Origin of the sequence: Pseudomonas sp. BGI-2, assembly GCF_004310295.1 — a bacterium.
Taxonomy (GTDB): Bacteria; Pseudomonadota; Gammaproteobacteria; order Pseudomonadales; family Pseudomonadaceae; genus Aquipseudomonas.
Genome location: NZ_SISB01000044.1, coordinates 1 through 24,364 on the forward strand (window position 1 = coordinate 1; position 24,364 = coordinate 24,364).

General features: G+C 59.6%; 21 protein-coding genes and 1 pseudogene. 8 read left to right on the forward strand and 14 right to left on the reverse strand.

All coding sequences use genetic code 11. The annotated features are described in order from the left end of the window. Window positions 1-710: 710 nt before the first annotated feature. Window positions 711-968 carry a hypothetical protein gene (locus tag EYC95_RS24500; protein WP_131062611.1) on the forward strand — a complete coding sequence of 86 codons (258 nt, stop codon included), beginning with the start codon at window positions 711-713 and terminating at the stop codon, window positions 966-968. Window positions 969-980: 12 nt separating this feature from the next. Here EYC95_RS24500 and EYC95_RS24505 read toward each other — a convergent pair whose 3' ends face one another. Continuing rightward, window positions 981-1,232: a phage virion morphogenesis protein gene (locus EYC95_RS24505; protein WP_131062612.1), complete on the reverse strand. Its 252-nt coding sequence runs from the start codon at window positions 1,230-1,232 to the stop codon at window positions 981-983. Between the two features lie 648 nt (window positions 1,233-1,880). Here EYC95_RS24505 and EYC95_RS24510 point away from each other — a divergent pair. The 6 genes and pseudogenes from EYC95_RS24510 (at window position 1,881) to EYC95_RS24535 (ending at window position 8,510) form a co-directional block, all read left to right on the forward strand. After that, window positions 1,881-2,240 carry a DUF6124 family protein gene (locus EYC95_RS24510; protein WP_131062613.1) on the forward strand — a complete coding sequence of 120 codons (360 nt, stop codon included), beginning with the start codon at window positions 1,881-1,883 and terminating at the stop codon, window positions 2,238-2,240. A 356-nt stretch (window positions 2,241-2,596) separates the two neighbouring features. Next, the gene (locus tag EYC95_RS24515; RefSeq protein ID WP_131062614.1) at window positions 2,597-4,045 is read left to right on the forward strand and encodes a HAMP domain-containing sensor histidine kinase; all 1,449 of its coding nucleotides are present in this window, start codon (window positions 2,597-2,599) and stop codon (window positions 4,043-4,045) included. A gap of 184 nt (window positions 4,046-4,229) precedes the next feature. Continuing rightward, window positions 4,230-4,463, forward strand: a pseudogene (locus tag EYC95_RS24520) (hypothetical protein); the annotation flags it as partial. A gap of 23 nt (window positions 4,464-4,486) precedes the next feature. After that, window positions 4,487-5,518: an SCO family protein gene (locus tag EYC95_RS24525; protein ID WP_131062615.1), complete on the forward strand. Its 1,032-nt coding sequence runs from the start codon at window positions 4,487-4,489 to the stop codon at window positions 5,516-5,518. 102 nt (window positions 5,519-5,620) lie between these two features. After that, entirely contained in the window at window positions 5,621-7,114 is a 1,494-nt protein-coding gene (locus tag EYC95_RS24530; RefSeq protein ID WP_131062616.1) for a sensor histidine kinase, read from the forward strand. Next, entirely contained in the window at window positions 7,083-8,510 is a 1,428-nt protein-coding gene (locus EYC95_RS24535; RefSeq protein WP_131062617.1) for a sigma-54 dependent transcriptional regulator, read from the forward strand. The genes EYC95_RS24530 and EYC95_RS24535 overlap by 32 nt, the downstream gene beginning before the upstream one ends. A 3-nt stretch (window positions 8,511-8,513) precedes the next feature. Here EYC95_RS24535 and EYC95_RS24540 read toward each other — a convergent pair whose 3' ends face one another. Then, a complete protein-coding gene (locus EYC95_RS24540; RefSeq protein WP_131062618.1) occupies window positions 8,514-8,900 on the reverse strand; it encodes a hypothetical protein in 387 nt (128 codons plus the stop codon). A 179-nt stretch (window positions 8,901-9,079) separates the two neighbouring features. On the opposite strand from EYC95_RS24540, the gene EYC95_RS24545 reads away from it, so the two are divergent. Next, the gene (locus EYC95_RS24545; protein WP_131062619.1) at window positions 9,080-9,886 is read left to right on the forward strand and encodes a bifunctional 2-polyprenyl-6-hydroxyphenol methylase/3-demethylubiquinol 3-O-methyltransferase UbiG; all 807 of its coding nucleotides are present in this window, start codon (window positions 9,080-9,082) and stop codon (window positions 9,884-9,886) included. Window positions 9,887-10,433: 547 nt separating this feature from the next. On the opposite strand, the gene EYC95_RS24550 is transcribed toward EYC95_RS24545, so the two are convergent. From EYC95_RS24550 to EYC95_RS24605, 12 genes are all read right to left on the reverse strand, one after another. Then, entirely contained in the window at window positions 10,434-11,126 is a 693-nt protein-coding gene (locus EYC95_RS24550) for a GNAT family N-acetyltransferase (protein WP_131062620.1), read from the reverse strand. A 135-nt stretch (window positions 11,127-11,261) separates the two neighbouring features. After that, window positions 11,262-12,026 carry a ChbG/HpnK family deacetylase gene (locus EYC95_RS24555; protein WP_131062621.1) on the reverse strand — a complete coding sequence of 255 codons (765 nt, stop codon included), beginning with the start codon at window positions 12,024-12,026 and terminating at the stop codon, window positions 11,262-11,264. After that, entirely contained in the window at window positions 11,998-13,215 is a 1,218-nt protein-coding gene (locus EYC95_RS24560) for a GNAT family N-acetyltransferase (RefSeq protein ID WP_131062622.1), read from the reverse strand. Before EYC95_RS24560 ends, EYC95_RS24555 begins: the two co-directional genes overlap by 29 nt. A gap of 4 nt (window positions 13,216-13,219) precedes the next feature. Continuing rightward, a complete protein-coding gene (locus tag EYC95_RS24565; protein ID WP_131062623.1) occupies window positions 13,220-13,909 on the reverse strand; it encodes an N-acetyltransferase in 690 nt (229 codons plus the stop codon). Window positions 13,910-13,995: 86 nt separating this feature from the next. Continuing rightward, on the reverse strand, window positions 13,996-15,915 hold the full coding sequence (locus tag EYC95_RS24570) for a hypothetical protein (RefSeq protein ID WP_131062624.1): 1,920 nt from the start codon (window positions 15,913-15,915) through the stop codon (window positions 13,996-13,998). Further along, the gene (locus EYC95_RS24575) at window positions 15,912-17,216 is read right to left on the reverse strand and encodes a lipopolysaccharide biosynthesis protein (RefSeq protein WP_131062625.1); all 1,305 of its coding nucleotides are present in this window, start codon (window positions 17,214-17,216) and stop codon (window positions 15,912-15,914) included. Before EYC95_RS24575 ends, EYC95_RS24570 begins: the two co-directional genes overlap by 4 nt. Beyond that, complete coding sequence (locus tag EYC95_RS24580; protein WP_131062626.1) at window positions 17,213-18,214, reverse strand: polysaccharide deacetylase family protein; 1,002 nt, start codon at window positions 18,212-18,214, stop codon at window positions 17,213-17,215. The genes EYC95_RS24575 and EYC95_RS24580 overlap by 4 nt, the downstream gene beginning before the upstream one ends. Window positions 18,215-18,226: 12 nt before the next feature. Further along, the gene (locus EYC95_RS24585) at window positions 18,227-19,363 is read right to left on the reverse strand and encodes a glycosyltransferase (RefSeq protein ID WP_131062627.1); all 1,137 of its coding nucleotides are present in this window, start codon (window positions 19,361-19,363) and stop codon (window positions 18,227-18,229) included. Further along, on the reverse strand, window positions 19,356-20,324 hold the full coding sequence (locus EYC95_RS24590) for a glycosyltransferase family 2 protein (protein ID WP_131062628.1): 969 nt from the start codon (window positions 20,322-20,324) through the stop codon (window positions 19,356-19,358). The genes EYC95_RS24585 and EYC95_RS24590 overlap by 8 nt, the downstream gene beginning before the upstream one ends. Further along, entirely contained in the window at window positions 20,321-21,688 is a 1,368-nt protein-coding gene (locus EYC95_RS24595; RefSeq protein ID WP_131062629.1) for an O-antigen ligase, read from the reverse strand. Before EYC95_RS24595 ends, EYC95_RS24590 begins: the two co-directional genes overlap by 4 nt. Continuing rightward, entirely contained in the window at window positions 21,685-22,773 is a 1,089-nt protein-coding gene (locus EYC95_RS24600; RefSeq protein WP_131062630.1) for a glycosyltransferase family 4 protein, read from the reverse strand. Before EYC95_RS24600 ends, EYC95_RS24595 begins: the two co-directional genes overlap by 4 nt. Continuing rightward, window positions 22,770-24,362 (reverse strand): Wzz/FepE/Etk N-terminal domain-containing protein, encoded by a 1,593-nt coding sequence (locus EYC95_RS24605; RefSeq protein WP_131062631.1) that lies wholly within the window; start codon window positions 24,360-24,362, stop codon window positions 22,770-22,772. Before EYC95_RS24605 ends, EYC95_RS24600 begins: the two co-directional genes overlap by 4 nt. Window positions 24,363-24,364: the final 2 nt, after the last annotated feature.

The window sequence follows — 24,364 nt, forward strand, 5'->3', positions numbered from 1 at the left end:
GCAGTGGGGTGTGCGGGGAATTGGTTGGGGGGGACAAAACCCGAAGTCGGGCAAAGATTGATGCCGAGCGCGAAAAACTCGGGCTTGGGGTGGCACTAGCGGGAGCAAGCAACCTGACCCATGGGTTGTACAGTTTTACGGCAAGAACCCTTTGCCCTTGATGGGGGCTTAATATGCCGTTGTCCTGAAGACGATTGTTTCCTCTGGACTTGTGTACGCCTACCCGCCGAGTCACCGGTTGCTTGATGCCTCGTGGCAATAGAGGTTGAACGACTTTGGCTTGCTCTGCTTCGGGTTGCAGTGCGCCTGTAGCCTCCATGGGCATGTATGGTCGAGCCGGAATGTCGCACCATAGTGTTTCCCACCGAACTGCATCATCGCCGCATACGGTTTGATGCTGCCAACGAGCGCCGAGCCCTCGGGCGCGTAGGTGGTGATGGCGGCGGCCAAATCGGCGGCGCTGACTTGTAGGATCTGGCCGGGCCTATTGACCTACCCTTATCAAGCCTCCGCCGTCGGCGTCCGAAGCATGGCACGTGATTCGTTTGGAGGATTAGCAGTGAAACCCGTTAAACCTCTAACTACTGCTGGATAACTTACGCTATAAGATATTTCGAACAATTATAAAAAACTGTTAGATCTTACAGGTGTGTAATTTTCCCCACATGCACAACATAAGGCTCCCTAAATGTGCTGCTGGAGAAGTTAAAATGATATTTATCAAATCCTCGTTCGCTGGCTTTTCACTTTTGGCCGCCTTCGCATTGTCGACGCAACTCAGTATGGACAAGGTTTCGTCTCCTGCTGACACAGCGTTAATAAAATATGATGGCGATTACAATGCTTTAGAATATACGAAGGATACCGTCGTATCGAATAGTGAAAAGCACGAACTAAAAACCAATCAAAATGAGGCCTCAGGGTTAGTAGTGGCTGATTGTGATTTACCGCACGACCACTGCTTTTAAATGGTCCAAGGCTTAATGCGTTATTGCCTCTTCCGCTTCCGGTTGTAATGAACCGTCGAGGTCCACCGGTAGATAGGGGCGACTTGGAACGTCGCCCCACAGATACGGAAAGTCTGCCTGCTCCCCTCCAAACTGCATCATCGCCGCATACGGTTTGTTGCTGCCGACCAGTGCCGAGCTGTCGGTGGCGTAGGTGGTGATGGAGGCGGCTAGGCCGGCGGCGCTGACTTGCAAGATCTGGCCTGGCCAGTTGCCGTGTACGATCTCGCGGGTTTACGTTATTCCTATGAGCCCTCCATGGTGAAAGATTCGGATTTTAATGAACGAGCAATCATTCGCGCAGCTCGGTTTTCTGGAAATATTATGCATACGCGATGTGACCTTTACTGAGGTGGTAGAGGACGCTCGTTGTACGGACAATGCGCACAGCCCCTGCTTAAATGTACAAAGGTAAAAATGGTGACTAAAGATCAATTTATAGTTGCCATCCGCTTGGCCTTTGACGCAGCCCTCCCATTTCACTATTGCAAGTAGAAGCTGCGTGTTAGCGTTTTAAACATCTCTGGAGAGTGCTTGTTTAACTGCTCGCAAGGTTACGTCCTGAAAGCTACAAAATCTTGCGCCGTTGCCTACGGCTGCGCCAGAATCTGCCGGCTTGTGCGCCTTGGAGTCCCTCGGTAACTTTATTCCTGTCACTGCCCATCAGTGATCGGGTTTAGCAGCCCGGGATTTCTCGGTTGTACGTGCATCTGTCATGCAGGTATTTCATTGCCTGTACTTGATGGTAGCTGTACGTAGGGCGCCCTTGGGCGCGCCGGATTGCTGAGTGTCCCGGTCTGCTAACCTGCGTGCAGTTGCCACCCTCTTCGTTTAGCAGCAGGAGGGATGGCACACCATTAGGACACTCAGCAAATGATAAAGCCTTCACCAAATCCGCCAGACACCGATCCGGCCTCCCCGTACGAACCCGATTCAAAGAAGCTCAATGAGGCCGCCGAGCGGGCTCTGGACTTTCACTTCCCGTCGAATGCCGACATCAAAGCCACCGCGCGAACACGCAGTACCCTGTTTTCTGTGGACCCAGAGGCTACGGCCGAAACCCTGGCGGTTTATCTGGTTGAAATACTGGCCTCGGTCGATGTGATGGTCCATCAGTTGGTGGATCATCTGGAGGGCGAGTCGCGCTACGCGCTGCTGGGTATTTCCAACAGCATTATGATGGCGGAGATCACCGCAAATAGGGTGTTGGATAAGATTGATCTGCCCAGGTAGGTGCGGTCTGTTGTGGTGAGTGGGTAATTGATGTTGGGCTGTGAAGCGGTTTCTTTCTGGGGCCGCTTCGCAGCCCAACGGGGCGGTGCGGCGTTCCGCTAAATCCCCTCCCCACGGATGAGATTGCACACCACCAAGTCGATATGTTCGCCCCGTCAGTTGTTGGCTGATCGGGGCGTTTTCTATTGCGTGTGCTGCGACCGTATTGCCCAGGTTGCCAGCCTGTCCGAAATGTACCGCGTTTATCTCGCTTGGCCGGTTGGGGGGCGACCCTAAACAGGGGGACAAACCCCGAAGTCGGGCAAACACCAGACAGTGGGCTATAACCCTATAGGGAGTTTCCGGGAACAACATCCATGACCAGTCAGTCCACAACCCTCCAGAAAGAAGAGGGCGATGTCCGCTTGAGCTCGCGCAAACAGCCGTTCAATCTGCTGCGCTGGTTCTCGCTCATCAGCATGGCGGTGATCGGCTCGGTGGCGGTCGCGCTGGGCGCGGTGTCCACGCGCTTTGTGATTACCGAAAGTGTGCAGCGCGATGCGTTGCTCACGTCCCAGTTCGTTCAAGCGATTGCCTCGGCCGAGGTTCGGCATGTCTCGATCCCTAACGTGCGGACCATGGGCGAACTGCTGGACCCGCGCAAAGACAAAGACTTTCCCGAAGTCGACCCACTGGCCAGGGCCAGTGCCCGTGGTGAGTTCCTCGACCATATCGAGCACTTGCCCGACGTGATCCTGGCCAACATTTATGCCCCTGACCGCATGGTGATCTGGTCCACCAACCCGGCACTGATGGGCACCACGATCCATGCCGACGATGACCTCGACCAGGCCTTTTCTTCCAGGATGCCGGTGTCGGCCAGTTATCACAGCGTCGACAAAAGCCGCATGGAGCAGAAGTTCGTCACGCCGCCGGACTACATCTTCATTGAGAACTACATTCCGCTGTTCGATGCCGATGGCGATACCGTCACGGCGATGGTCGAGATTTACAAGGAACCCAAAGACCTGATCGACCGCATGGCGCGCGGCCTGGTCCTGATCTGGCTGGCCACGGCCCTGGGCGGCGGACTGATCTACCTGGGTCTGTACTGGATCGTGCGGCGAGCGGCGATCCTCCTGGAGACCCAACAAAAACAACTGATCACCAATGAAACCTTTGTCGCGCTCGGGGAGATGTCATCGGCGGTTGCCCATAGCCTACGCAATCCGTTGGCGACCATTCGCTCCAGCGCCGAGCTGGCGCTGGAGTTCGACAGTGGCCCGGCCCACAAGAACATCAACGACATCATTGGTCAGGTGGACCGCATGTCGAAGTGGGTCAGGGAATTGCTGCAGTCGTTACGCCCGCTCAACGATGAAGCCGAGCCGGTGAATCTGGTGGCGGCGTTGCATGACAGCCTCATGGCTTTCGAGCATCAGATTGCCAAGGCCGGGGTGCAGGTGGTGTTCGAGCCGAAGGAGACGCCGATGGTGTTGAGTCAGCAGGTGCAGCTCACGCAGATCCTCAACAGTTTGCTGGCCAATGCCGTCGAAGCGATGGACAGGGGCGGCACGCTGACCATCACCCTGGAGCCGACCGATACCCGAGGAATCTGCGTCGTCGTAAGCGACACTGGCAAAGGCATGAACGAAGAACAGCGCAGCATGGCGTTCCGGCCTTTCTTCACCACCAAGCAGGGTGGGCTGGGCGTCGGGCTGGTGCTGGTGAAGCGGATCATGGAGCGTTTTGGCGGAGCGGTGACTCTGGGCAGTCGTGAAGGTGAGGGCACTAGCGTCTGTCTGTCGTTCAAACGGATTCCCTGACAATGGGTATGAACTTTCCCCGTTAGCGGGTGCCAGGCCCCAGTCGTTTCTCCGATCAGGGCGCATTGGTGTTGTTAAGCCATTGTTTTGTTAGTGTTATTGCTCTTGTACAAATCTGTTACAGATCTGGCGAGGTCCTTGCAAAACCACCACTACCTCCTTCACGACTTCGAGGCGGCTGGTGATGGACAGAAAAGCGCGGCATTCCTTCCAATGGTTCAGCCTGATAACGCCTTTGAGCGTCCTGCTCACTATGACGCCGGGCACAGCGACTCTGAAGACCCGTTTCAATTACCCCACCAACGCCAAGCCAAACCCGTTTTTTGGCGCTCAGCCGTTCACTCGGCAGCGGGTGCTGTTTGAAGAATTCGGCCCGGAAAAACTCGATGCCTTTATGCGTCAGCCGGGGCTGACCTTTGGCCCACAAGTGACGGTGAAAAAATGAAACGCAGGGGAGCCGACACACCAGCGCATACGCCGCGCTCCCGCGCCTTGGGTATGCACCTGATTCTGGTCCTGGTCACTTGCCTGTTGGCCAGTCTGGTGCTGCTCGCTCGCGAAGGGGTACTGGCGCCAACGGAATCGGCGACACCCTGGGGCGGCGATTACTTCCCCAACACCCTGCTGACCGATCAGGACGGTCGGCAGGTGCGGTTCTTCGATGATTTGATCAAGGACAAGGTGGTGGTGATCAATTTCATATTTACTTCGTGCAGCGACTCCTGCCCGCTGGAAACCGCGCGCCTGCGTCAGGTGCAAACGTTGCTGGGCGACCGGGTCGGCCAGGACATTTTCTTCTACTCCGTCAGCATCGACCCACTCAGCGACACGCCCGAGGTGCTGAAGGCTTACGCACAACGCTTCAAGGTCGGGCCGGGCTGGAAGTTTCTGACCGGCGAATTCGAAGACGTCACCGATCTGCGCAAAAAACTCGGGCTGTTCATCGAAGGCGTCGACAACGGACGCAGCAAAGACCACAACCTGAGCCTGATCGTCGGCAACCAGTCCACGGGCCGCTGGATGAAAGCCTCGCCGTTCGAGAATCCGTGGATCCTAGCCGATCAGTTGGCCAACACCTTACAGAACTGGAAGAAGCCCAGCGTTGGAGAAAGTTACGCCGATGCGCCCGAGATTCGCCCGCCGAGCAATGGTGAAGAATTGTTTCGCACCCGTTGCGCGTCGTGCCACAGCTTGGGGCCGCTGGACGGGCAGGGCATCGGTCTGCGCAGCATCGGCCCGGACCTGATCGGCGTGACTCGCCAGCGCGACCCGGCCTGGCTCAGCCGCTGGATTCGTGAACCGGACCGCATGCTCGCTGAAAAGGACCCGATCGCGGTGGAGCTGTTTGAACGTTTCGACAGAATCCCGATGCCCAACCTGCGTCTGGACGAGAAAGCGGCGCAGTCAATTATGGGATTTTTGCAGGAAGAAACCGATCGTCAACAACCGCTGCAAGCGGCGCAGGTGCAATAGCGGCGAAATACTATCAGTGGAGCCGTCAACCACGATCAATGCCACCTACACTGATCGCTGACGCGGCTGAAAAGGCTTGATGCAAGTCTCCAGGACACTCTCATGCAGACGCTGGAACAACAAAAAATTCCTGCGCCGGACACACCGGCAGCACGGAAGCCGTGCCGGGGCGGACAGTTCAATCTACTGCGCTGGTTTTCCTTCGTCAGCTTTTTCATCATTGCCGCCGTGGCGGCGGGGCTCGGCTACATTTCCACGCGTTTTGTGGTCACCGAAAGCATCGAACGCGACTCCATGCTCACCGCGCAATTCGTTCAGGCCATCGGCGATGCGGAAATCCGCCATGCCTCGATCAATCCGGTCAGAACCATGGGTGAAATGCTCGACCCGCGCGATGACAACGCTTATCCCGACGTCCTTCCGACAACCCGTGCGTCTTCGCGTGGCGAGTTTCTCGATCATGTGGAGCATCTGCCGGACATTCTGTTAGCCAACGTGTATGCCCTGGATCGCACCGTGGTCTGGTCGACCAACCCGCAGCTGATCGGTGTGCGCATCGAAGACGATGATGAACTCGATGAATCCTTTGAAATGAAGGAAGCGGTGTCCACCAGTTACCACGAGATCGACGACGAGCGTCCAGAGCAGAAACTGCTGCGTGAGCCCGAGCACCTGTTCATCGAAAACTACATCCCGATGTTCAATGCCGACAAAAGCAAAGTCATCGCCATGGTCGAGATCTACAAGGAGCCGGTGGATCTGGTAGAGCGCATTCAGCGTGGCTTCAGGGCAATCTGGCTGGCGACCCTGGTCGGTGGTCTGGTCATCTACCTTGGGTTGTTCTGGATTGTGCGGCGCGCGTCCATGTTGCTGCAGAGCCAGCAGAAACAACTGATCACTAACGAGACCTTTGTCGCCCTGGGTGAAATGTCCTCGGCGGTCGCCCACAGCCTGCGCAATCCGCTGGCGAACATTCGCTCCAGCGCCGAACTGGCCCAGGAAATCGCCAGCCAGAATGCACAAAAGAACATCGGCGACATCATCAACCAGGTCGATCGCATGTCGCGCTGGGTCCGCGAGTTGCTGGTGTCGTTGCGGCCCATGAACGACGACTCCGAAACGGTGGACCTGGTGCTGGCCATCGATGACACCCTGAGTGCTTTCGACGCACTGATCAAACGCTCGAACGTGGAAGTGCGCTTCACACCGCAAACCTGTCCACCGGTCGTCAGCCAACAGGTGCTGCTCACGCAAATTCTTAATAGCCTGTTTGCCAACGCCCTGGAGGCCATGCCCAAGGGCGGCACGCTCAGTATCGAGATTGAACAGCCCCGATCCGGACAGGTGCGGATGACCTTGAGTGATACCGGCAAAGGCATGACCAAGCAGCAGCAACAGATGGTCTTCAAGCCGTTTTTCACCACCAAACAAGGAGGGTTGGGCGTTGGCCTGGCCCTCGTCAAACGAATAATGGAGCGTTTTGACGGCTCGGTCGAACTGACCAGCCAGGAGCAGGAAGGAACCCGCGTCTGTCTCAATTTCAAAGTGGCAACGGGAGGGGAATATGGAGCACAGCATACTGCTGGTCGAGGATGATGAACTCCTGGCCGAGAATATTCAGACCTACCTGGAGCGCAAAGACTTCGAGGTGACGGTCTGCCACTCGGCTGAAGAGGCGTTGAAAAAACTGGGTACGTTCACCCCTGATGTAGTGTTGACCGATAACTCGCTGCCGGGCATGAGCGGTCACGACCTGATCCAGAAGCTGCGCATCAGCGCGCCGGATCTGAAAGTGATCATGATGACCGGCTACGGCAACGTCGAAGACGCCGTGGTGGCGATGAAAGAGGGCGCTTTTCATTACGTCACCAAACCAGTGGCCTTGCCGGAGCTCAAGCTGCTGCTGGACAAGGCCCTGGCCACTGATCGAATGGAGCGCACGCTGTCGTTTTATCAGGAGCGCGAGGCGCAAAAGTCAGGAGTACAGGCATTGATCGGCGAATCGGCTCCGATGCAATACCTGAAAAACACCATCGCCCAATTGCTCGACGCCGAGCGACGCATGGCCAATACCGACCTGCCGCCGGTGCTGGTGGAAGGCGAGACCGGTACCGGCAAGGAATTGGTGGCACGGGCGCTTCACTTCGACGGTCCGCGCAGCAAAGGTCCGTTCATCGAATTCAACTGCGCGTCGATCCCGTCCAATCTGGTGGAGTCGGAACTGTTCGGCCACGAGAAGGGCGCCTTTACCGACGCCAAGGACCGTCGTGTTGGCCTGGTGGAAGCGGCTGATGGCGGTACGCTGTTTCTCGACGAAATCGGTGAAATGGATCTGCTGCTGCAAGCCAAGTTGCTGAAGCTGCTGGAAGACCGGACCATCCGCCGGGTCGGCTCGGTGAAGGAGCGCAAGGTCGATTTGCGGGTGATCAGCGCGACCAACTGCAACCTCGAACAAATGGTGCAACAGGGCAAGTTCCGTCGTGACCTGTTCTTCCGATTGCGCATTATTTCGATCAAGGTTCCCCGCCTGTATGCCCGTGGCGCAGACATCTTGCTGCTGGCCCGGCACTTCCTGGCAATCCACGGCAAACGCTATGGCAAACCGAACCTGCACTTCAGCGATCTGGCTGAAGAATTGCTGCTCAGCTACAGCTGGCCGGGCAACGTGCGTGAGTTGCGCAACATGCTTGAGCAAACCGTGCTGCTGGCTCAGAGCGATACGATTGCGGTCCATCAGTTGAACGTGTGCCTGAGCCTGGTGGATGACCCGATCATCCTGCAGGAAGCACAGCACCACGAGCCGCGTCCGGTGTACAACGGCACCGACTCGATGAACCTGCCGGAAGTCGAGCGCGACATGGTGCGCAAGATGCTCGACAAGACCGATTGGAACGTCACCAAGTCTGCACGGCTGCTGGGCCTGAGCCGCGACATGCTGCGTTACCGGATCGAGAAACTCGGCCTGGCACGCCCGGACAAACGCCAGTGGTGAGCCTTATTGCAACGTTGCCCCCTGACGGCTAAGGCATTCGAGCACGCACCGGGGGTCGAGGACTTCTTCGTTGACGTAGACCCCGCGTTCCGGATCGTAGGAGCGGATGAATACTCGAACGGAGGCATCCGCGACCGTCGGCAAAACTGAGTCGTAGAACTCATGCTGGCTGGCAATCGGGATGAAATCCTGAGGGGCCGTCGGGCTGTACGACCGAGGCGGCACCGTGCTCAGGGAGGGCGGCACCGGGTGGGCGAACGGCTGGTCGGCCCCGTAATAGTTGAAGTTGCTGCTGTAATCGGTGGTGGGTGTCAGCGTGTCGTCGGCCTGGGCGCCGGTGATGGTGGTCAGGCTAAGGGCGAACAGCAGCGTCAAATCAGTTGTTTTCATGGCAACACCTGCGAAATCGGTTTTCCCGCACTTCCCCAAGGCCATTAACTATAGCTGCCGTACGGGCACGCGTTCGCGATGCCCGGATTACAACATTCCAACAAACGCCCGATGGGGTTTCTTAGAGCACTGATCTAGACTCGTGCCGGTCAACAAAGCCCCGAACTCTGGAGTGCGCAATGGAAATGCCGACCAAAGAAAACGCCATCGCCAGCAACCGCGATGCGTGGAACGACTCCGCCCGACACCACAAAGACACCCCCGATTGGCAAGCCCTGGTGAAGGCGGTCAGTCAGCGCGATTTTTGCTGCATCGACGACACACTCCGCGGTGTGCTGGAGCAGGTCGGCGTCGATGGCAAGGACGTGGTGCAACTGGGCTGCAACAACGGGCGGGAAAGTATCTCGCTGTTTGCGCTGGGGGCTCGCAGCGTGGTGGGCGTCGACCAGTCCGAAGCGTTTCTCGATCAGGCGCGAGAGCTGGCGTCCCGCTCGCCGCATGAGCCCGAATTCGTCGAGGCCGACATTCATCACCTGCCGGCTGAACTTCATGAGCGCTTCGACGTGGCGCTGATCACCATTGGCGTATTGAACTGGATGCCGGACATCGGCGAATTCTTCCGCCATGTCGCCCAGACCCTCAAGCCCGGCGGTGCGCTGGTGGTGTACGAAACCCATCCATTCCTGGAAATGGTCGACCCCGAAGCTGCCGATCCTTATCGCCTGGACAGCTCTTACTTTCGCAGCGAGCCGTTCGTGCAGGACCAGCCGATTGTTTATGAAGGCAAAGTCGAGCAGCCGGCCGCTCCGTCCTACTGGTTCGTCCACACCCTGGGCGCAATCGTCACCGGCGCCCTCGAGGCGGGGCTGCAGATCAGCCACTTCAAGGAGTACCCGCATTCCAACCGCGAGGAACTCTATGACCGTTATGAGAAGCAGACGGCGCAGTTGCCGTTGTGTTTTACGTTGGTGGTTGTGAAGCGCTAAGAAAGGTGTCGCTCCCACTGACGCCATCGCGAGCAAGCCCGCTCCCACATTTGATCGTCGTCGAACACAAATCCTGTGTGCGCTGGAGATCTACTGTGGGAGCGGGCTTGCTCGCGAAAGCAATTTTTCAGTCGCATCAATGCTGAATTGTCCACCGTCTTCGCGAGCAAGCCCGCTCCCACATTTGATTGTCGTCGGACACAAATCCCGTGTGCGCTGGAGATCCCCTGTAGGAGCGAGGCTTGCCCGCGAAAGCAATTTTTCAGTCGCATCAATGCTGAATTGTCCACCGTCTTCGCGAGCAAGCCCGCTCCCACATTTGATTGTCGTCGGACACAAATCCCGTGTGCGCTGGAGATCCCCTGTAGGAGCGAGGCTTGCCCGCGAAAGCAATTTTTCAGTCGCATCAATGCTGAATTGTCCACCGTCTTCGCGAGCAAGCCCGCTCCCACATTTGATCGTCGTCGAACACAAATCCTGTGTGCGCTGGAGATCCCCTGTAGGAGCCTTGCCCGCGAAGGCCGCAACTCGGTCTCTCTATCAGAAATCAGGCGTTTGCCGCCGCCGTCACCACCGGCCGTCCCGGTTTGCGCAGCGGGTCCAGGCGCGAGCCTGTGTAGCGGGTTTCGCGGTGAAAGCGCCAGCGGCCGAACAGGCCGTAGACGTGGGTGACGCGACCCTGTTCGTGATAGCCCATGCGGATGTGCAGCTTCAACGCCGGGATGTTGTGGGTTTCGCAGACGTCCACTACCTTGTGGCAGCCTTGGGCGCGCATCGTGTCCCAGAGGGCGACCTGGACATCCACCGACAGGCTGGTGCCGAAATAGGCGCGGATCATTTCGCCGCCGAACTCGAAGAACTCTCCGGGTTTGACCGGGAACCAGCAGCCGTAATAGTGGCGGTCGTGGTAATCGCGCACGCTGCCCCAAATAAACCCGATAGCGTGGCCGTCATCGTCAACGTACATGTGCCCGGTGTGGCCTTCGGTCGCGAGTTCGGCCATGGTTTCGACCCGGTCGCCAAAATGCTTGGCGAAAGCGATGGCGTTTTCCGGGGTAATGGTCACCTGGCGCACACCCGAATAGGGACGCAGTTTGTGCGGCGGTACCGGGCTTATCAGGTCGCGTTCCATCCATAAAAGCTCCCAGTGGAAGAACACGTAGCGTTTCCACAGCGTGTTGAACGTGCGGCTCAGGCCCTTTTGTTTTATGCGTTCGCGAAGCTTTTTGATGATGCTCATGACGCTCTCCTTAGCCTAAGCCACGGTGTGGGTGGAAACGTTTTTTTGATGGGTATAGATCAAGGTTGCTGGTTCAAAGCGCCGGCTTTGAATATGTTGCAACCTATGTAACTCATTCGAGCGCTGCTTCACCTGTCACCAAATGGGTGTTCGCCCATAGGAAACCCGTGGAACACCTTGAAGACGCCGCTCTAGCACAAGGGTCAGCGACTCTTCTGAATGCAAATAGGCATCGCCGAAATCAGCCCCCAGCTGAGTCGGATGGGCCATGATTTCCAGCACACCGTCGGTCGGCATGGCGTCGTTACGCAGGTCCACCGGGGTGCACACATAATCCGCGGTCACACCGGCCAGACTCTGCAAACGAATATTGAGCATCGTCTTGAATACGCGCTTTGGCAGGCTCAGGTTTTGCCCCAGATTGCGCGCAAGGCGCACGGCCACACCTTGGTTCGCGGCGAAGCGGGCGACGATTTCACCGATAGGCCAAATGTTGTGAACGTGCTGATGGGAATCGATGTGGCTGGGCCGTACGCCGTTGTCCACGCAGCGTTGCCATTGGGCCTTGAGTTCCTCCAGCACCGCGTCGCGGTCCCGGCGGCTAAGCCAGAAGCGGTGGCGGGGCAGGTTGAGATCGAATACCCCGTTGCGGTCGCAGAAGTTCGATCGACCCAGAATCGACTGACTCAAGGGGCGCCCGTAGGTGAGGTTGAAATGCAGGCCGATCCGGTCCTTGAGTAACGGGTGCTGGGCCATGACGCACGCCGCTTCGAAGGCCGGCATATTGGCCATGGCCGTGGCGGAACTGATCACCCCCGCCTGGAACGCACCGAGGATCACCGCGTTTTCGCACGGGCTGAGACCGAAATCGTCAGCGTTGACTATGACTTGGCGAGGCATGTTCGCTCTCCCTGTTGTTGTCGGTTGGCGGCGCCGCTTTAACCACCGCGGCGACGGGGGCCGGTGCGGCGGCAACGGCCGCTGCTGCACGTTTGGCTCGCCGTTTCTGCAGCACGGGTTTGAGCCACTGCCAAAGTCTCAGGGCCAGGCCCAACGCAAGGCCGCTGGGGCGCCAGGAATAGAAACTCCAGCGCCAGTGTTCCAGTTGCCCGGTCATGCGTTCGTGCAGTTGATGGTTGGAGTTTTCCAGGCTCACCCGCGAGGCATCGATCCAGCGCCAGTGTTCGTCCAGCCCCCAGCGAATCCATTCATCGAGCAGCACCCGACCGCTGCCCAGATCGGCGTATTGCGGCAGGAACGCCAGGTTGTAATCGTACAGTCGACCCTGCTCCAGCAATCCGAGACGGTAGCTGATGCAGCACCCGTCCAGCTCCAACACCACGACCCGCACCAGCCCCTGTTCGGCGAGGGCGGTGAAGGCACGGTCCATCCATTGTCGGTGGCGTTCGTCGGCGAAAATCCCGACGCCTTCATCACCTTTCCAACTGACCGCTTCGACTTCACTGATGGCCTGCAACAACGGGCCCATGGTCGACGCGTCGGGCGTGATCCGCCGAACCTGGGCGCCACACGCCGCGATGCGTTTGCGTGCGCGGCGCAGTTTGTAGCGCGGGTCGCCAGAGACTTCCTGGTGGTCCGCGTCGCTGATCACATGCACCGGCACTCGACAGCTGAGGCGTCGTTCACCGGTCGAACTGTGGGTCATCCACTCGGTCAGTGCGCTTTCTTCGCCAACAGGTTCCGACAACTCGTTGAGTTGCAGCAGGGCATGGGGCAGCTGTCGACGGATCTCGATCAGTGCCTTGCGGATATTCTCCGAGTCCGTTTTTGCGAGGAGCGCGAGGCGGTCGGCGAGGGGATAGCCCAGGTGATGCAGCACGCGAAACGGCAGCCTGCCGAAACGTTCGACGCAGGCCACCAACGGCAGGCACAAGACCAGTTCCTTGCCATGCCAGCCGAGCAACACGTGCAAGCGTTGCCCGGTTGTCAGTGTCTGTTCGGACGCGCGCATCCAGGCCAGGGTGTTGAACGGCGTGTGGTCCGTCACTCGCAGACGCAACGCTTCATAAGCCGTTGCCGGGAAGTCAGCGGCGCACAGTGAAGTGCGCCATTCGAATCGTGCTGCCATAGGGTCAGGTCACCGCTGCCGGGGCAGGTTCACGCGCCGGTTTGCGCAAGGCATCCAGGCGTGAGCCGCTGTAATGGGTTTCGCGGAAGAAGCGCCAGCGGCCAAACAGCTCGTAGACGTTCATGATCCGCCCTTGTTCCTGATACCCCATGCGGATGTGCAGCTTGAGGGCCGGGACATTGTGGAACTCGCAGACATCCACCACTGTGTTGCAGCCTTTTGCCTGCATGGCCTTCCAAAGGTTCAACTGAAGGTCCAGCGACAACAGCGTGCCCCAGTAGGCGCGGATCTGCTCGCCGCCAAATTCAAAGAACTCGCCTTCCTTCACCGGGAACCAGCAGCGGTAGTAATGACGGTCGTGATAGTTGCGCGCGCAGCCCCAGATGAAGGCCACGGTATCGCCGTTTTCATCCAGGTACATGTGCCCGGTATGACCCTCGCGGGCCAGTTCGGCCATGGTTTCCACGCGATCGCCAAAGTGACGGGTGAACGCCACCGCGTTTTGCTCGGTGATGGTCTCCAGGCGCAGCGGCGGGTAGGGCCGCAGTTTATTCGGCGGAACCGGGGTGACCAGGTCGCGCTCCATCCATAACAGTTCTTCGAGGGAAAATACGTAGTGCTTCCAGATTTTTCTGAGGGTGGCGCGCAAGCCTTTTTGTTTGATGTGGCGGCTGAGTTTCTGCAAAACGCTCATGGTATTGACTCCTGACGGCACGGGCCGTAAGTGGAGTAATGCGAGGCCCGGCCAATGACCGGCGTCGCTATTCAATTCGTGGCAATTCATGAGGTGCTCCAGCTAAGGGTAAACAGGGTCCGTCCTGGCAGCTCGAAGCTGACGCGACCGTCCTGGCAATTGAACGGCGCGTCGCGGGCACGGTTGTCGGCACCGAAATAGCGCAATGAACCGTTGGCCAGCGGGCACTGCGCCCCGGTCAGGGCCACACGCTGCAAGCGCGTCCCTTTGTTGACTCCCAGCAAGCTGCGTTTGAGGTCTTCGGCCATGGCCAGCACGTCGACCTCGAAAGCGTCATTCTCCAGGCTCATCACGTCGCGCAGCCAATGCTCGCGGATGAACTGCTGGGCCATGCCCACGGGCTTGAGTTCGAAGGAATTCTCGCCGAGCACGCGCAACATGCCTTTGGGGTAGTTCGGTTCGTCGGCGGCCTGGAACCAGCCCAGCATCTCCAGCAAGCCGTCCTGGGACGAGTTGATAACGACCGAAGCCCACCACAACGACGCGAAGTCGGTTTCCTGATCGTAAGGGCTGAGGCTGGAACCGCTGGACATGTTGGTCTGGTCCAGCAGCAAGGCTTTGCGCGGCCGACCTTGGGCGTCGAGGCCGACCAGTTCGGCGGCGCGGCGCACGCTGTCACGGTAGACCCGTGTCGCCAGCAGGTCGCGAATCATCCATTCGTGCCAGGCCAGGGCATCGATGTTGTCGCCGGATTCGGCCAGCAAACGCTTGGCCCAATCGATGCCGCGCTTGTCGGCGGCGTTGTCGGCAAACGGGCCGTTGACCAGCCGTGAACTGGCGGGCATGGCAATGCGCACGCCGGCCTTGGCGTTGGCGGGATTGCTGCGCACCTGCCGGGCCATGCTGTTGAAGATGCTTTGGTAGCTGGCGTAGTCCGGGTAGTTAAGGTTCGGCTCGTCGGCAAAACCGATGTAGTGCGTGCCTTTGCCACCCAGAGCCCGAGTGGTCGCGAGCCAGGCGTCGAGCCCGGCGTTGCTCATGGTGTCGGCGCGCAGGTCAGCCTGACGCTGGCTCCCGGCCAATAACGTGATGTCTTGGGTAATGCCGAAGCGGTCCTGATACAACTTGCGGAAAGCGTCTTCGTAGTGCGGATTCTTCGCCGTGATGTCGACGAAACTGTAATAAGTCCCCGCCTGTGGCTTGAGTGCATCGAGCACTGCATAACTCGATTCCGGCACCTTGACGTAGGGCAGGGCGATGCCGAGATTCGGGGTCGGCCCCAGCTCTTTGTTGTGCAACGTCAACCGGACTTGGCCATCGTCCTCGCGCAGGGGCTTGAGCTGCTGCGGGTTCTGGGCGAAGAGGTTGGCGGTGCCGTCGAGCCAGAACGCCACTTTGCCGCTGCCTTGCAGGCGCAGGCGCCAGACCTGTGGCTCGGTGGCGACGGGCAACTCGACCTTATCGAATTGCCAATAGCCGCGATACGGTTTCAGCGCCAGCGCTACTTGTTTGCCGTCGCCCACGCGCTGCGCTTGCAGGGCGCTGACGCCACCGTGGAATTTGCCGGCCAGCACCGCGTGTTCACCCGGCGCCACCTTGAAGTACAGTTCATCGCCATTGCGGGTTTCGGCGCTGAAATGCACCTTGGCCGGGGCGAAGAGCGCCACCGTGCTGTCGTCGTGATCCACCTTGTAACGACGGAAGCTGTAGCCCGGAATTTCCAGTTGATAGCTGGAGGCACTCGGCGCCAGCGGCCAGCTCTGACTGCCGCGCGATTCACTGGCAGCGATCAGGCGCTCGCCCTGAAGTTTGCCTTGGCCATCGAGCAGGTACAGGCGTTCTTCGTTGGCGTCCGCCTGCCACGCCGGTGCCCAGCGAATGGTCAAGGTGTCGGGGCGATCCGGTTGCAGGTACAGGCTGCCGTCGCGAATGTCGGCCCAACGCATGGGCGCCGCCTGAGCGCTCAGCGAGAGTCCCAGACTCAACAGCAGGGCCAGGCGTTTCATGCCGACTTCCTTTGCAGCATTTGCAGCATCGGCGCTACATCGCTGGGCAGAATGATCAGGGTTTGCCAGACCGGCACACCGCTCAACCGGCAGTACATCACCAGCAATGCGAGGGTTACCGCGACATAGGCGATGGACGATGCCGCCGCCGCGCCGACGATCCCGTAAGCCGGAATCAACACCAGGTTCAGCGCCAAATTGAGCAAGGCGCCGAGGCCCATCAACAGCGAAATCGTGCCGGGGCGGTTTTTACCCAGCAAGTCCAGACGCAGGATGCTCGCGTAGCACAGGCCCAGCAGACCCGGCAGCAGCGCCAACAAGGCGGGATAGGCCGGCTGATAGGCCACGCCGAACAGCGTCACGATCAGCCATTCGCCGATCACGGCCATGGTCACGCAGGCGCCGAGCATCACCGTGGCGGTCAGGCGCAAGGCCAGCGGCGTGACTTTGTCGATGCCTTCTTCCTGTTGCAGCAGGCGTTTCATCAGCGGCGTGGTCACGGCTTCCGGGACGATCAGCAGCAACTCGGCGGCGGCGCTGGCCATGGCGTAATGACCGAGCGCGGTGCTGCCGAGTAGGGCGCCGATGAACAGGTAATCGGAGCGCAGGATCACTTGCTGGAACAGCAGGTCCGGATGGCTGCGGGCGCTGTAGCGCAGCAGCTCATTCTGACTGGCGCGGTCCCACTGCAATTTCAACGGCTGATCGCGTTTGAGCCAGAACCAGCCCGCCAGCACCACCAGGCTGATGCCGGACAGCCAACTGATCAGCGCCGCTTCCAGCGCGGAGTCTTTCCACATCCAGAACAAGGCGAGAAACAACAGCAGTGGCACCAGCGATTCCATCAGGCGCAACGCATTGAATGCCACCACGCCGCCGGATGCATTGTGCAACGTCAGCAGTCCGCTCTTGAGTACGGTCAATGGCACAGCCAACAGCAGCAGCCAGGCGAGGAGGCCCAATTGCGTGGTGATGTCGAGTTCGTTGCCGAACTCGCGCATCAGGGCGACCACCAGCAAGGTCAAAAGACCCGCCAGCAGGCAACCGAACACCAGCACCTGACTCAGCAGCAAACCCATGGGCCGCTGCTTGGCCGCCTGAAAACCCACCGCCGAGTTCAGCCCGCCACTGGTGGCAGCGCTGATCAAGTCAGGCAGGGTGCTGAGCAGGGCAAACAAGCCCCGTTCGCTCGGCCCGAGGATTCGGGCGAGCAACACGTTGCGCATCAGCCGCAAACCGATCATTGCCAGTTTGGTGCCCATGCTCAGGGCCAGATGCTTGAGGTAATGGCTGCGGCTCATGCGCGTGCCCCGCGATAAAGGCGCCAGGACAGCAACTGCGGATTGCGTGCCACCCGTTGGCTGACGCCGAAGCGTGGCAAGTTCAAGGGATCTTCGGTGCCCCGATAAATCCCGGTGCCCGTGCCCAGGGCGAACGGGAAATCATGGTCGGCCACGTGTTCGCGCACCCGCGCATCATTGTCGCCGTTGGGGTAGCAGTAGACTGGCAGAGGCCGGTTGCAGCTGTTTTGCAAGGCGTTGCGGCTGCGGCTCAGCTCCTCATGCAAACGCTGATCATCAAGGCCGGTGAGAATCGAATGGCTGGCGCCGTGCGGGCCGAACCGCACGAGCCCCGAGGCTTCCAGCGCGCGCACCTGATGCCAGTCCAGCGCCTGGGGCAATGACTCGTCCGGGCACTCATCGGTCAGTCGATTCAGGTCAGCTGGGCTCAGGGTTTTCAGGCTGTGCAGAAAATGCAGCAAGGCCAGGCTGCGACGCTCCACGTCCAGTTCATCGAAGGGCACCGGCAACGGCCGATCAACCTGTTTAAGGCAATCGATCAATTGCATCCGGGCCCGTTCACCGTGGCTACCCCAGAGGGTTTCACCGATGCTCTCCCACCAGAATCGCTGGCGGCTGCCGATGAAATCGGTGGAGAGAAAAATGCTCGCTGGCACCTGATATTTTTGCAGCAGCGAGAAGGCGTTCACCGCGTTGTCGCGCCAACCGTCGTCGAAGGTCAGGGTGATTTTCGGTCGGTCCGACCTCACCGTGCCGGGTTGCAAGATGTCCATCAACGACACGCAGTCGAAGTGTTTTTTCAGCCATACCAGCAAGTGTTCGAACGCCTTCGGCCCGACGCACAGTTCATTGCGGTGGGGCAGCTCGGCGGCCTGGTCGCTGGCCAGCACCCGGTGCAGCATCAGGATCACGCCAGCGCCTTGCAGTTGAGTGCGCCCTACCGGCGAGTTGAGGTAAAGCCAGCCACTGGTGCGTTTTAATAATTGTCTGATCGCCATGGCTCAGTCCTCTCAACGGTTTTGCTCAGGGTTCCACTGGGCGTACCGCTGCCCCCGCAGGAACTGCCACAGACCGATACTCATCCCGGCCAGGGTCACCAGAAGGAACGCGGCGAGGCGAAAGGGTTTGGGTAAATGGTGTTGCGAATCCAGCAAACCGGCGATGGCCACGGCGTAACCGAGCAGTTGCGCGACCAGGCTCAGGCGATAGAAACCGTGTTCTTCCCACAGCCAGAAATTGCTCAGTAACAGCGGCAGCAACAGGATCGGCGCCAGTCGGCGGATCAATTTGTGGCTGATCAAGGCAATCGAATACAGGCCATGTTTCCGCGGATTGAGCAGCTCGCTGCGCTGGGCCAGGCTTTGCAAACCCCCGACGGTGACCCGTTGGCGACGGCGCAATTGTTTGTCCGCTTCATCGACGCCTTGGTCGATTACCTGTGCCTCGGGCACATAGACAATTCGCTTGAATGCCACCGGTGCGCAGGTGCTGATGAAGAAGTCATCGTTGACCTCGGCCGGGATGTCCTGGAACAACTCACGGCGCAGGGCGAGCAGGGCGCCGTCGGCGGAAACCATGCAGCCGGTGCGGTTTTCCACCCTGCGCACCCAGCCTTCGTAATGCCGATAGAGGCTGTCGCCGATGCTCAGGCCACCGCCGGTGACCGGGATCACCATGTGCCCGGCGCAGGCACCGACTTGCGGGTCGCAAAAGGGCGCAAGCAGGTGACCGAGGGTGTCACGGGACCATTGGTTGTCGGCATCGGTGAACACCAGAATATCGCAGGTGCTCAACGCAACGCCGGCATTCAGGGTCGCGGTCTTCCCCTGGCGGGGCAGGTCGAGAATAGTGATGCGCGGGTCGATGACCTTGCGTGCACAGGCCACGGTGTCATCGGTTGAACCGTCGCTGGCCAGAATGATCTGCAGCGAGGCTGGCTGATAATCCTGAGCGAGCAAGGTCCGCAGCTTGTGTTCGATGTGCCGCGCTTCGTTGTGCGCGGCAATCACGATGCTGATGTTCATCGGTTCCGGCGGCGCATGACGCCGCGAAGCAAACAACGGCGCCAGTAGCGTCAACAGCAGCGGATAGCCGAGCCAGGCGTAAACCGGCAGCAACAGGCACATCCAGAAAAAGAATTCAGCCACGGGCGGGCCTCCTGGCATTCCAATGACAAAGACTGAGGATGAACGCGGCACCGGCCAGTTGCAGACGCACCCAATGCAGGCCCCAGAGTTGCAGCGTCAGGCCCAGGTCACGGTGTTTCATGCTCTGGCGCATGCTCAGGGCGAGCGCGGGCAGACTGGTCACCAGCAAGAAGAACAGCGTCAGATGGACCTGGCCGTTGAGCAGGGCAAAAAGCGCCGCAATATCCAGTACCCAGGCGGCTATCGACAGCATCGGGAAGCGCAGCAAACGCAGGCTCATGCCGTTGCTGCGCAGTAACTGCAGGTGACTGCCCTGACGCCAGAATTCCTTGCCCATCCATTCGCGCCAGCTGGCTTCATAACCCCAATGCAGGGCGACGCTTTGGTTCACCGACAGCAGGCGCGCACCCGCGTGGGAAAGGCGCATGGTGAAGTCCTTGTCCTCGCCGGTACGCAGGCTTTCATTGAAGCCCCCGATCTTGTCGAACCAATGGCGGCGCATCAGCAGGTTGGCGCTGGGCAACCAGCGCACGGTTTGCACCGTTTCCGCACTGGGGCGCAACAGCCGGCGTTGCCAGGCATCGGCATACCAGGGGGCTTGCGCCGGGGTGTGCAAATCCAGTCCGAGGACGTCGACATGAACCGCAGGCTCGATTCTCAATAACAGGGTCAGCCAGTCCTCGGGCACTTCGATATCGGCATCGAGGAAGGCCAGCCATTTACCGCTGGCGACGGCAGCGCCGCGATTGCGCAAGGCGCCGATCAGCAAGCCCGGCAGCACCAGCACTTGCGCACCCATTTGCCGGGCGATGTGCGGGCCCTGATCCTCGGAGCCGTTGTCGGCCACGATCAGTTCGCATTGCACTCCGGCGGCGATGGCGGCGCGTTGCGCAGCCAGCAGGGTCCGGGCGATGTGTGGGGCTTCGTTGTACATCGGAATGACAATGCTGATGCGGGTCATGCCTTGGCCTCCACGAGTGGGCTTTCTTCGGCTTTCAAACGCAGCACGCTGGTCAGGGCGAGCATGATCCACACGTACTTCTGGTTGGGTGCGCTGAGGAACATCAAAAACAGGGTCAGCGACAGAAAACTCATGCTCAGGTGCGTCAGCAAATCCGCCTGCTCTCGGTTGCGTCGCTGCATCCACACACGACGGGCGCGGACCAGGTTGTACAAGCCGAGGGTGAGCATGCCGACAAACAGCAGGCCGGCGGGAATCCCCAGTTCACTGAAGATTTCCAGGTAGGTGTTGTGGGCGCGGCGGTACAAGTCGCCGATTTTGCGGTTGGCCGAAAACGCCTTGGCATACCCGGTGGTGGCGTAGTGCAGCGGGAACGTCCCGGGGCCGGTGCCCAGCAGCGGGTTCTCGCGGATCATCTGGCTGCCGACCACAATGTACGAGGCGCGACGGCCGAGGGATTGATCCTGACTCTTGGCGCCGGCGCTCAAAATGCTCAAGGACTGTATGCGCTCGATGTAACCCTTCGGCATCGCATAAAGGGCCAGCGGAATCACGATCACCAGACCCAGCATCGCGAACCCGAGATGCCGTGGACGGATGCGTTTCAGCTCGGCGCGGTAGTGCCAGGCGCCAATCATCAGGCTGAGGAACAGCACCACCAGCCCCGAACGGGATTCGGTCTTGGTCATGCCGCCCAGCAGCAAAATGCAGCACCCGACCCAGAACAGCCGATGCAAAAAGTTCGGACTGCGGACCACCAGCAGCAAGGCGAGTGGCACGGCGAAGGCGATCAGCATGGCAAAGGCGTTCGGGTCTTCCAGCAGGCCTGCGGCGCGACCCTGGTCCTGATACTTGCTGGAGAACACCGCCAGCACGCAGGTCGCCGTGACACTGAGCGTGACCAATCTGGCGAACAGGTCCATGTTCAGCTCGCGGCCGATCAGCAGGGTGATCACAAACAGCACCAGGCCGACACTCAGTTCCCGCAGATGCCCCATCGACATGGCCATGTTATCGGTGTTGATCACGCTCAGCAGGTACAAGACCATGAACCAGATCAGGTAGCGCCAGATGTTGCTGCGCAGGCGCTCGGACGGGAGCTGGTGGATGGCCAGTTGCAGCATCAGGATCACGGCCAGTGAGGCGCCGAGGAACTTGGTGCCCGACAGCGAACTGTCCTTGAAGAAACCTTCGAACGGTATCAGTGCCGCGATCCCGAGCAAGCCCCAGGCGGGTTTGCGGTAAAGCAGCGCGACACCCACCAGGGCCAGCACCGCCCCCGGCGCCAGATACGGATAAGGGCTGGCCAGCAAACCGAGGCAGACCAGGCCAAACAAACTGACGATCGAGAGCGGAAAGATCACGCGCGTGCCTCCCGTGCAGTACGGAGATAAAGTTGCGACCAGCGTTCGGCAAGGGCCTTGAGGTCGTAACGGTCCAATTGCGTACGTTTTGCGTTGTCGATCAGTTCGCGGGCCATGGCCGGTTCAGTCAACAACGAGCCGATCTGGCGGGCGAGGGCGGCGCTGTCGGCAGGTGTCGCCAGCAGGCCGTTGTGCCGGTCTTGCAGCACATCGGGAATCCCGCCGACGCCAAACGCCACCACCGGCACGCCGGCTTGCATCGCTTCGAGCAGAATCATCGGCGTGCCTTCGGTGCGCGAGCTGATCACCAGCGCATCGAGTTGCTGCCACCACTTACCCATGTCGGTCTGGTAACCCGGCAGGGTGATGCGGTTTTGCAAACCTGCTTCGTTGATGCGCGCCAGCAGCGTCTCCCGTTCCGGGCCGTCGCCGAGCATCACGGCGTCCAGTTGCGGGTGTTGCTGACAGAGTGGAATCAGCGCATCGAGAAAAAAGTCCGGGCCTTTTTCACTGCTCAGCCGTCCGACGTAACCGGCCAGCCAACGCTGGCGGTCCACGCTGTGCGGCAGCAGTCCGGTAGCCGCCGGTAAACCATTGGGAATCACTTGCAGCTTTTCCGCACGGACACTGGCCTGGCGGCACAACACGGCAATGCTTTCGGCGACGCAGACCACGCGAGTTACCGACGCGGTGCGGCACAGTTGCAGGCTCAGCCAGGTGTAGAACTTCTGCTTGCGGCTGCGCGGGGTAAAACCGTGTTGCGTAATCACCAGCGGAAGGCGCAACAACGTTGCGCCCACCCAGCCAAACAACAGGCCCTTGAAGTTGTGCGTATTGATCAACGGCCGTTCCGCCCGGCGCTGGTGCAAATGCGCGAGCAATGGCCCCAGCCCCGCGCAGCTCCGGCAGTCGACCCCCGCCTGGCGAAACCGTGCGATCAGGTCTGGCGGCGCATCGAGAAACAGCACCTGGTGCTGCCCCGGCGTCGCCAGGCAATGGTCCAGCAGCATCCGCTCAGCCCCGTAGAAGCCACCGCTGCTGAGCAAATGAATGATCGGCAGGGAAGGGATGAGCGGCGCGTTCAATTGCGCACCCAATGCACGAGGCCAGGCACGGACCAGTTGCTGTGCGGATTGGTCGGTTCCACGTTTTGATCGTTGATCACCAACAGCACCGGCAAGCCCAGTTCGTGGGTGATTTGCGCTGGGTGTTTGAAACGGTGATCAAAGAACTCACGCACGTAGACCAGGGCAATCGCCAGCAAGAGACCGGTGAACAAGCCGAACGGAATGATCAGTATCGGTTTCGGGAACGCGGCTTCGGTAGGCTCATACGGCGGGCTGAGTACCCGTGCGTTGGACAGGTCGTTGTCCAGCGAGCGAGAGGTGCTGCTTTCGGCGAAGCGCTGGGCGTAAGTCGAGAACGCCGCGTGCAAGCCGTTGATCTCGGTGTCCATCTGCCGCAGCTTGCTCTGGGTTTTCTGCAACTGGTGGATGCGGTCTTTGAACTCGGCAATGCGCGCGGTTTTCTGGTTGATCACTGAACTGACAACGGCCAGGTCGGTGGTGCGCTCCTGAATCCGGTTGCTGACCACTTTCAGAAACTGCTGACGGGTGCGGGCGATTTGCTCGCGGGTCAGCAACATCGGCTCGCTGCTTGGCTGGAAGATCGCCAGGTCGTTCATGTAGCGGCTGACCTGAGTGGTCAGGGCCTCACCCATCTGTTTGATCTCGCGATCTTCAAACGCCACGTTATCCACGGTGGTGGTGAAGGTGTAGGGGAAGGTGTAGTCGTTGAGTTTGGAGTTGCTGGCAGCGGCCAGGCTGGTTTTCAGGTAGTCGAGCCAGCGTTGGCTTTGCAGCAGGCGGTCGCGGTACAGGTTGAGCGCTTGCTCCTCGGTGTTGATGGCGTTGAGGCGGAAGGTGATTTCTTCCTTTGGATCGGACGAGCCGACTTCTTCAAGCAAGGCCAGCCGAGTGCCTTCCAGGCCATCGAGCCGCACTTGGTACTGCTTCTTTTTGGTTTCGTAGAACGATTGTGGCAAGTCGATGGACTGCAGTTCCTGACGGCTGGTCAGGTAGTTCTGCAGCAAGGTTGCGACAAACTTGGTGCCTTGGGCCGGATTGTCAAAGCTGTAGATGATGGAAATCACGTTGGAGCCTGGCAGGGTCTCGATTTTCAGACTGTCCATCGCCTCTTGGGTCAGTGCATCCAGCACCGTGTCGCGCACCGGATCGGTTTCCAGGCCAAGAGTGGCTTTCACCGGGTTGATCACGTATTCGCGCAGCGGGGTGGTGACGTACTCTTTGATCGGCTGGGTCACCAGTTTGTTGAACACGCCAGGGGTGGGCGTGTACTCACCCTTGTCGCGCAACTCGCTGATGGTCTGCCGAATCAACGCCGGTGAGCGCAGGATATTGCTCTCGGTTTCCATGTCCGCCAGGGACGGTGGAATGAACGAGGCGTTCTCCTGGTTGAGGGACGTCGTGGCGTCTCCCTGGGAGAGTTTTTTGGACTGCACGATCACCTGGGCGGTGATATCGAAGCTCTGTTTGAGCACCAACGGCAAGACCAGGGCGATCACTGCAAAGAGCAGGAAGACTCGCTTCACCAACTGCTTGTTGGCGAAGAAGATCCTGAAGAACTCGTGCAGGTAGTTTTCCTTTGGATTCATGG

Coding starts and splice junctions, on each gene's coding strand:
- EYC95_RS24500 (WP_131062611.1), top strand. CDS start 711: ATGATATTTATCAAATCCTCGTTCGCTGGCTTTTCACTTTTGGCCGCC.
- EYC95_RS24510 (WP_131062613.1), top strand. CDS start 1,881: ATGATAAAGCCTTCACCAAATCCGCCAGACACCGATCCGGCCTCCCCG.
- EYC95_RS24515 (WP_131062614.1), top strand. CDS start 2,597: ATGACCAGTCAGTCCACAACCCTCCAGAAAGAAGAGGGCGATGTCCGC.
- EYC95_RS24525 (WP_131062615.1), top strand. CDS start 4,487: ATGAAACGCAGGGGAGCCGACACACCAGCGCATACGCCGCGCTCCCGC.
- EYC95_RS24530 (WP_131062616.1), top strand. CDS start 5,621: ATGCAGACGCTGGAACAACAAAAAATTCCTGCGCCGGACACACCGGCA.
- EYC95_RS24535 (WP_131062617.1), top strand. CDS start 7,083: ATGGAGCACAGCATACTGCTGGTCGAGGATGATGAACTCCTGGCCGAG.
- EYC95_RS24540 (WP_131062618.1), bottom strand. CDS start 8,900: ATGAAAACAACTGATTTGACGCTGCTGTTCGCCCTTAGCCTGACCACC.
- EYC95_RS24545 (WP_131062619.1), top strand. CDS start 9,080: ATGGAAATGCCGACCAAAGAAAACGCCATCGCCAGCAACCGCGATGCG.
- EYC95_RS24550 (WP_131062620.1), bottom strand. CDS start 11,126: ATGAGCATCATCAAAAAGCTTCGCGAACGCATAAAACAAAAGGGCCTG.
- EYC95_RS24555 (WP_131062621.1), bottom strand. CDS start 12,026: ATGCCTCGCCAAGTCATAGTCAACGCTGACGATTTCGGTCTCAGCCCG.
- EYC95_RS24560 (WP_131062622.1), bottom strand. CDS start 13,215: ATGGCAGCACGATTCGAATGGCGCACTTCACTGTGCGCCGCTGACTTC.
- EYC95_RS24565 (WP_131062623.1), bottom strand. CDS start 13,909: ATGAGCGTTTTGCAGAAACTCAGCCGCCACATCAAACAAAAAGGCTTG.
- EYC95_RS24570 (WP_131062624.1), bottom strand. CDS start 15,915: ATGAAACGCCTGGCCCTGCTGTTGAGTCTGGGACTCTCGCTGAGCGCT.
- EYC95_RS24575 (WP_131062625.1), bottom strand. CDS start 17,216: ATGAGCCGCAGCCATTACCTCAAGCATCTGGCCCTGAGCATGGGCACC.
- EYC95_RS24580 (WP_131062626.1), bottom strand. CDS start 18,214: ATGGCGATCAGACAATTATTAAAACGCACCAGTGGCTGGCTTTACCTC.
- EYC95_RS24590 (WP_131062628.1), bottom strand. CDS start 20,324: ATGACCCGCATCAGCATTGTCATTCCGATGTACAACGAAGCCCCACAC.
- EYC95_RS24605 (WP_131062631.1), bottom strand. CDS start 24,362: ATGAATCCAAAGGAAAACTACCTGCACGAGTTCTTCAGGATCTTCTTC.